The 7,517-nt window shown below is 65.6% G+C and carries 5 protein-coding genes; 1 reads left to right on the plus strand and 4 read right to left on the minus strand.

Annotated elements, in window-relative coordinates:
- Nucleotides 1-2,184 (plus strand): T9SS type A sorting domain-containing protein (locus VMJ70_16055; GenBank protein ID HTO92645.1); only part of this gene is annotated, 2,184 nt, incomplete at its 5' end.
- Nucleotides 2,185-2,258: 74 nt separating this feature from the next.
- Here VMJ70_16055 and VMJ70_16060 read toward each other — a convergent pair.
- The 4 genes from VMJ70_16060 to glsA all read right to left on the minus strand — a co-directional run.
- The gene (locus VMJ70_16060; GenBank protein ID HTO92646.1) at nucleotides 2,259-3,617 is read right to left on the minus strand and encodes a porin; all 1,359 of its coding nucleotides are present in this window, start codon (nucleotides 3,615-3,617) and stop codon (nucleotides 2,259-2,261) included.
- Between the two features lie 84 nt (nucleotides 3,618-3,701).
- Nucleotides 3,702-4,778, minus strand: a complete 1,077-nt coding sequence (locus tag VMJ70_16065) for a type II asparaginase (GenBank protein ID HTO92647.1) — start codon at nucleotides 4,776-4,778, stop codon at nucleotides 3,702-3,704.
- 28 nt (nucleotides 4,779-4,806) lie between these two features.
- A complete protein-coding gene (locus VMJ70_16070; protein HTO92648.1) occupies nucleotides 4,807-6,378 on the minus strand; it encodes an aspartate ammonia-lyase in 1,572 nt (523 codons plus the stop codon).
- A 146-nt stretch (nucleotides 6,379-6,524) separates the two neighbouring features.
- On the minus strand, nucleotides 6,525-7,517 hold a 993-nt coding region (glsA, locus tag VMJ70_16075; protein ID HTO92649.1), incomplete at its 5' end, for a glutaminase A.

The following is a 7,517-nucleotide window of genomic DNA, read 5'->3' on the forward strand; positions in this document are numbered from 1 at the left end:
GGCCACGACCTGACGCCGGGCGCCTATGTCGGCGCGCATCGCTATCCGTTCCAGGCCAGCACCGAGCCGGGGCTCGACATCTCGGGCAACGGGCGAGGATGCAATCAGCTCTCGGGACTCTTCATCGTCCGCCAGATCACGACCGACCCGAGCAACAACGTCACCTCGTTCTGGGCGACGTTCGAGCAGCACTGCGAGAACGGAATCCCGAAGCTCAGCGGCGAGATCCGCATCAACGCCGACACCTCGCTGTATGTCGTGTCGCCCTCCGATTTCACGGTCCAGGTCCACACCCCGGTCCACTTCGACATCTCGGCGGTGGATGCCGGCGGGCTACCGACTCAGCTCTCGCTCGACTCGCCGCCCGCGGGCGCGACGTTCGTCGATCACGGAAACGGCACCGGCACCTTCGACTGGCCGGCCGGTCCCGCCAGCGCCGGAGACTTCGTGATCGTGTTCCACGCCCGCGACACCGCCGGCAAGACCGCCGTCGGCGCGACCACGATCCACGCGTTTGGCGCGGATCTCATCAGCATCGCCAGCGATCCCGGCGACTACATCGGCGGCGGCCAGAGCCACCACTTCACCCACGCCGACGGCGCCTTCACGCTGCATGCGCTGCAGGGCCGCGGGGCGGAGGTCACGTTCAACGGATCCGGGCAGAGCTGGATGTTCGACCTGCTGCCGCCCTACGCGCGAGCGCTTCAGCCCGGCATCTACCTGAACGCGACGCGCTATCCATTCCAGGCGGCCAACGACCCCGGCCTGTCGGTGACCGCGAACTCGGGCGGATGCAACACGCTGACGGGCTCCTTCCAGGTGCGCAGCGTGACGTTCGACTCGAACTCCGACGTCTCTTCACTGTGGGCCACGCTCGAGCAGCACTGCGAGGGCATCGCTCCCAAATTGCTGGCCGAGATTCGAATCAACGTGGACACGGCGGTTTACGTCGGCTCTCCCGCCGACGCTTTCACGCCGCCGGGCGTGCCGCTCGCGTTCGACGTCTCCGCGCACGACACGCGCGGTTTCGGCGTGACCCTCTCGGCTGCGGGGGTGCCGGCCGGCGCGCAGTTCGTAGACCATGGCGACGGGACGGGCACGCTCGCCTGGCATGCTCCCGGGCCCCCCGCGATCGTGGTCCCCGTGACGTTCACGGCCCACAGCGCGCATGGTGAGATGGCCACCTCGATCACCAACATCCACGTGCTCAATCCGACGTTCCTCAACATGGCGAGCGACCCGGGCGACTACATCGGCGGTGGCGCGACCTACCATTTCACCTCCGCCAATGCGACATTTTCAGGATACGGAAGCCCCGGCTACGTCAACATGTCCGTCACCGGCGGTCAGGACTGGTTCTACCTCGATTTCTCGGCGCCCTACGGTCAGGTGCTCGCCCCCGGGAGCTACCCGGGCACGATGCGTTTCAATGGAACAGGAAATCCCGGGCTCGACGTCTCCGGCGACGGTCGCGGGTGCAACACGTCGACCGGCACCTTCACCGTGAAGGCGATCGGCTTCGATCCGCTCGGCAATCTCTCGACCTTCTGGTCGACGTTCACGCAGCACTGCGAAGGCGGCCCCTCCGCGCTCTCGGGCGAGATCTATTACGTGACCGACGCCGTCGTGCCGGCGCTGGCCTCGCTGGTGCGAAGCGACGCATCGAACGGCGAGGTGTCGCTGCGCTGGCTGGCGGATGGTCGCCGCTCCCAGCCCGCGCGAGTCTTTCGCAGGACTCGCGAGACGCCCTGGGAGGAGCGCACCACCGTCATGGCGGACGGCTCGGGCTATCTCGACTACACCGATCGCGATGTGACTGCGGGAACGCGCTACGACTATCGCCTCGGCTGGGACTCGAACGGAGCGACCGCCTACGGGCCCGAGTCGTGGGTCGAGGTTCCGCTCGAACTGCCGAGAACGCTGGCGCTCGAGCCCATTCAGCCGAATCCCGTGACCGGGCCGCGGCTCACGCTGGCCTTCAGCCTGCCGGAGGCCCAGACCGCTTCGGTCGAGCTGGTGGACATCGCCGGCCGATCTGCCCTGAAACGCGAGCTGACCGGGCTAACCGCCGGCCGCCACGTGACCTCGCTCGATGAGCTGTCGGGGCTTCCGCCGGGCTTCTACGTCGTCAGGCTGCAGGCGGGTCAGAGGTCGGTCACCCGCCGGGCGCTGCTGGTGCGCTGAGATCGGTCCGGGCGGCGCCGCGGGTGGGAGCAACGCTCCGAACGGGAGCGTGACGGCTCGCTCGTTCGATCGGGTCAGAGCATGAACTGAATTCGGCCCTGGAAGAAGTGCGTCGCGCCGCTTGTGCCGAACCGGTCCAGCACGCCGTAGCCGTATCCGATCGTGACCCGGAACTCGTAGGAGGGGTACCAGGCGAACGTCGGCGTCACTCTCCAGAACCTGCCGCCCTGAATCGACCCGCTGTTGGCGTCCGTGTAAGTGGCGTGGATGGTCGCCTCCAAGGCTCCCGTTCCGCCATTGAAGATCGACCTCTTCGGGTAGACGAAGTCGAACAGCGCACCGCGGGTGTTGTACCTTCGGACCTCGCCGGTCATGAGCCACGACACCCACGCGTCGCCGCCATCGAACTGATGATCCCCGGCGGAGGCTTCGGTCTTCACGAAGTAGTACGCGCCTCCGAACAGCCACGAGTTGTCCCGGTACCACACCTCTGGACCGATCACCCTCTCATGCTCGGCGGGGAAAACCCCGGTGTCGAGGAAATAGGGTGCGGTGGTCGCCTCCGGTTTGGCCTTGAGCTGAGTCTTGTCGTCTTTCGGATTGCCGTACGTGAGATTCGCGGCAAGATGCAGCACCTTCCCGTCCCGTTCGGAAAGAATCGGCAGCCAGGCCACGCGCGCGGCGTACTGCTGGTCCATGAACGGATAGAGGGGATTCTTGAGGAGCGTCTGATTGAAATACCCGAAGTTCCAGACCAGGCTCTGCTTCGGGAGGTAGCCCATCCACCGGATGCCGTCGTTCTGGATCGGGATGGTCATGTCTTCGATCTCGGCGCGCTCCAACCCCATGATCGACGCCCCGGACATGTGCTTGATCATGGAAGCGCCCAGTTTCGTGCGGCCGATGAAGAGGTGCCCCCAGATTTCGGGGACCGCTACGACGATGCCGGTCTCCCGCCATAGCCATTTGTCGTTGAGGCCGTCGTACATGTACCCGGCCTTCCCTTCGATGATGCGCCTGGACCTGGGGAACTTTGCGGAGGCGAGCAGCCGGAAGTCACGCCATTTCGAATCGTCCTTCAGTTCGCCCCACTGGTCGACGCTGCCGGGATCCTGGTCGTACCCGACGAGGTCGTACATGGCGTTGTATCCGAAGTGGAAGAGGAAATCCTCGCTGATGTAGTCGCTCCAATGCATCAACTTCTGGTCTTTCGGGGGAACCGGCTCCTCCGCTTCGGCGGCCTCGATCGAACTGTCGATCGTAGCGCCCGCCGCGGGCGCCAGCTCCTGCGCTCGCGCGGGGGGCGAGGCCAGCATCAGGATCACCCACGCAAGACCGACGCCGGCGCCCCGGGGAACGAGCCATCTGAGCCCGCGGACCCGGTGTCTCGTCATCTCGTCGGGAGCGGGCAGCGTCGGGTTCGTGCGAGTCACTTGAATTCCTTGTCGGCCCCGACAGGAGCGCCGGCGCCGCTCGATCTGAGCAGCGCCCGCGGTCGATGTCATGCAGTCGAGAGTCTAGTACCGGTCGAAATAGCCCTGAATGGTCTTCGCGTCCTTGGTCTTGAGCAAAGCGAGCTGCAGCAGCACGCGCGCCTTGGCCGGGTTCAGCTCCATCGAGGCGACCGTCCCGAGCTGATCGTCGTTCAGTTCGATGTTGCGTCGGATGATGCCGCCGTTGGTGCGCGACGAGCGCACCACCACGCAACCCTTGGCGATCGCGGCCTTCACCGCCTCGACGGCGGGAGCGGTCATGTTGCCGTCGCCGACGCCGGCGATCACCAACCCCTTGGCGCCATTCTGCACCGCCGAGGTGATGATGTCGGGCGACATGTTGGCGTGGGCGTAGATGATGTCGACGCGCGGCAAGGCATTCACGTTGTCGATGTTGAACTCGCTTTTCGCGGTGTGGACGGAAGCGGGCGAGCGATACCACGTTTGCTTGCCGAATAGGGTGGCGCCGACCAGACCGGCTTCGCCCGAGGCCATGGTGCCGACATCGGTGGTGTGCGTCTTCACGATGTCGTGGCCCGAGTGGATGTCGTCGTCGACCGTGACCAGCACGCCCCGGCCGCGGGCGCTAGGATCGGCCGCGATCGCCACCGCATTGTAGATGTTGAGCGGTCCGTCGGCGCTCATCGCGGTCGAGGGCCGCATCGAGCCGGTCAAGACCACCGGCTTGTCGCTGTGCACGACCAGGTTCAGGAAATACGAGGTCTCTTCCATGGTGTCGGTGCCGTGCGTAATCGCGATGCCCGCAACGTCGGGCTTCGCGAGCAACTGATTCACGCGCTTGCCGAGCTTGAGCCAGACCTCGTCGTTCATGTCCTGACTGCCGATGCTGGCGATCTGCTCGCCGCTGACGTCAGCAATGTCCTTGAGCTGCGGGACCGCCGCGATCAGCGCGTCGACGGCAACCGCGCCGGACTGGTAACCCGCCGACGTCTGCGAGGCGGCGGAGCCCGCGATGGTTCCGCCGGTGGCGAGGATGATGACCTTGGGTTTCTTTCCGGACGCGGCGTTCTCGGCGCAGGCCGAGGCGGCGACGACGACGGCCGCGGTGATTGCCGCGGCGATAATTCGGGACGCTTTCATGAATGTTTCTCCTCGCATGACCTCTCCGTCACTCCTTGTACTTGGTGGGATCGAGATTGGTGAGCTTGATGGGATCGAGCAGGTCCTTGATCTGATCCTCGGTCAGCACCTTCTTCTCGCGAATCACCTCCAGAATGCCCTTACCGCTCTTGTAGGCCTCGTTGGCCAGCTCGGTGGCCTTGTCATAGCCAATCACGGGATTGAGCGCGGTCACGATGCCCACCGTGGTCTCCATGTAGTGCTCCAGCACCTTCTCGTTGACCGTGATGCCGTCCACGCATCGGGTGCGGAACAGTTTGGAGACGTTGAAGAGCAGATGCTGCGATTCGATGCACGCGAGGCCATTGAGCGGTTCGTAGGCGTTGAGCTGGAGCTGGCCGCTGTGCGAGGCCAGCGTCACGGCAACGTCGTTGGCCATGACGCGGAACGCGACGACGCCCACGACCTCGGGGACCACCGGGTTGACCTTGCCCGGCATGATCGATGAGCCGGGCTGCATCGCCGGCAGGTTGATCTCGGACAGGCCGGCGCGCGGACCCGAGGTGAGCAGAATCAGGTCGCTCGCGATCTTGGAAAGTTTGATCGCGGTGCTCTTGAGCGCCGACGAGTAGACCACGAACCCCTGCTGGTCCCAGGTGGCGGCGATCATGTCGCTCGCGGGAACGATCGGCTTGCCGGTCAGTTTCGCCAGCTCCTCGGCGCACTTGACGTCGTAGCCATTCGGCACGTTGATGCCGGTGCCGATGGCGGTGGCGCCCATGTTCTCGGAGTAAAGCGACTTTTCGGCTTCCTTCAAGTTCTGGATCTCGGACTCGATCGAGGCGGCGAAGGCGTGGAATTCCTGGCCGACCGTCATCGGCACCGCGTCCTGCAGCTCGGTGCGCCCCATCTTCACGATCTTGAGATAGGCGTCGCCCTTCGCGCGGAACGAGGCGGCGAGCTGCGTCAGCTCGGCGATCAGCTTGTCGTTGCGCAGCAGCAACGCCACCTTGATCGCGGTCGGGTACGAGTCGTTGGTCGACTGCGACATGTTGAGATCGTCGTGCGGCTCCAGGTACTGGTACTCGCCCTTCTTGTGTCCACCCATCTCGAGTCCGATGTTGGCCAGCACCTCGTTGGCGTTCATGTTGGTCGAGGTGCCGGCGCCGCCCTGGTACCAGTCCACCTGGAACTGGTCGAGATACTTGCCGTCGCGCACCGCCTGACACGCCTTCTCGATCATGGCCAGCCGCTCGGGCTTCATCGCGCCCACCGCGGTGTTGGCGCGGGCCGCGGCCAGCTTCACGATCGCCCAGGCTTCGATGTATCCCGGGTAGCGATTGATGGGAACGCCCGAGAGCTGGAAGTTCTCGAGCGCGCGCGCGGTCTGAATCCCGTAGTACGCATCCGCGGGCACCTGCTTCTCCCCGAGCAGGTCGTGCTCGGTGCGCGTGGCCGGCGCCGCCGGTTTGGCCGGCGCCGCCGCGGCCGGCGCGGACGACTTCTTCTTCGCGGCGTGGGCCGAGCCTGCGCCGCACACCAGGGCGAAGCCAGCGAGCGCAATCATCATGACCGCGCCCCATCGCTTCGCGGCGCTGCTGCGAATCGAGTTGCCTTGCATGTTCCGGTTCCTCTCTCGATCGATCGTACCGCGACGGGGCACGAACGGAGATCATCTGTCCTGCATGAATGCCAGCGCCCGTCCCGCCGTGGCCGGGGTGCGGCCGGTCGACGAGGCGGGCGTCGGATGGACCCAAGCGCGTTGAACTAGTGCACCTTCTCCCAGTACGGATTGCCGCCGACGGCGTTCGAAACGTCGGCGATCGTGTTCTGCGCCTTGACGCTGTTGCCGGCGGCATCGAGCGGCGGCGACACCACCGCGATGCCGAACTTGCCCGGCGACACGGCGATGATTCCGCCGCCCACGCCGCTCTTGCCCGGAAGTCCGGTGCGATAGAGCCACTTGCCGGAGTCGTCGTAGAGGCCCGCGGTCGCCATCACCGCCAGCACCTTGGGAACGTTGGCGCTGTTCATGCACACCTTGCCGGTAATCGGGTTCTTGCCGCCGTTGGCGAGCGTCGCCGCCATCTCGGCCAGGTCCTTGGCGGTCACGCCCACCGAGCACTGCTCGGTGTAGATGTCGCACGCCTGGAGCGGGTCGGCCTTGATGTGACCGTAGGCGTACATCAGCATCGCGATCGCCTGATTGCGCTGATTCGTGTCGGACTCCGACTTGAACACGTCCTGCAGCACGGTCAGCTGCCGGCCCGCGAAGTCGCCGTACCAGGCGAGGATCTTGTTCCAGATCTCGTCGCGAGTGGCGCCGCTCACCATGCTGGTCGCGGTAATGGCGCCGGGGTTGACCATCGCGTTCATCTCGGCGCCCTTGTACTGCTCGATCGCGACGATCGAGTTGAACGCCTGACCGGTCGCGTCCACGCCCATGTTGTTGAGGATGGCATCCGGCCCCTGCTCCTCCATCACCCGGGCCATGGTGAAGACCTTGGAAATCGACTGGATCGAGACCTGGGTGGTGAGGTCGCCGGCGGTGAACACCTTTCCGTCGACCGTCACCAGCGCCACGCCGTACACGTTCGGATCCACCGCGGCGAGCGCCGGAATGTAGTCGGCGTTCTTGCCTTCGTGCGTATCCTTGTACTTGGCGAACGCCGCGTCGATCGCGGCCTGATAGTTCGGGCCGGCCGGTGCCGCCGGCGCGGCGGCCTTGGCCGGCGCCGACGACTTCTTGGCGGCGAGCGC

Source organism: Candidatus Sulfotelmatobacter sp. (genome assembly GCA_035498555.1).
Classification (GTDB): Bacteria; Eisenbacteria; RBG-16-71-46; order RBG-16-71-46; family RBG-16-71-46; genus DATKAB01.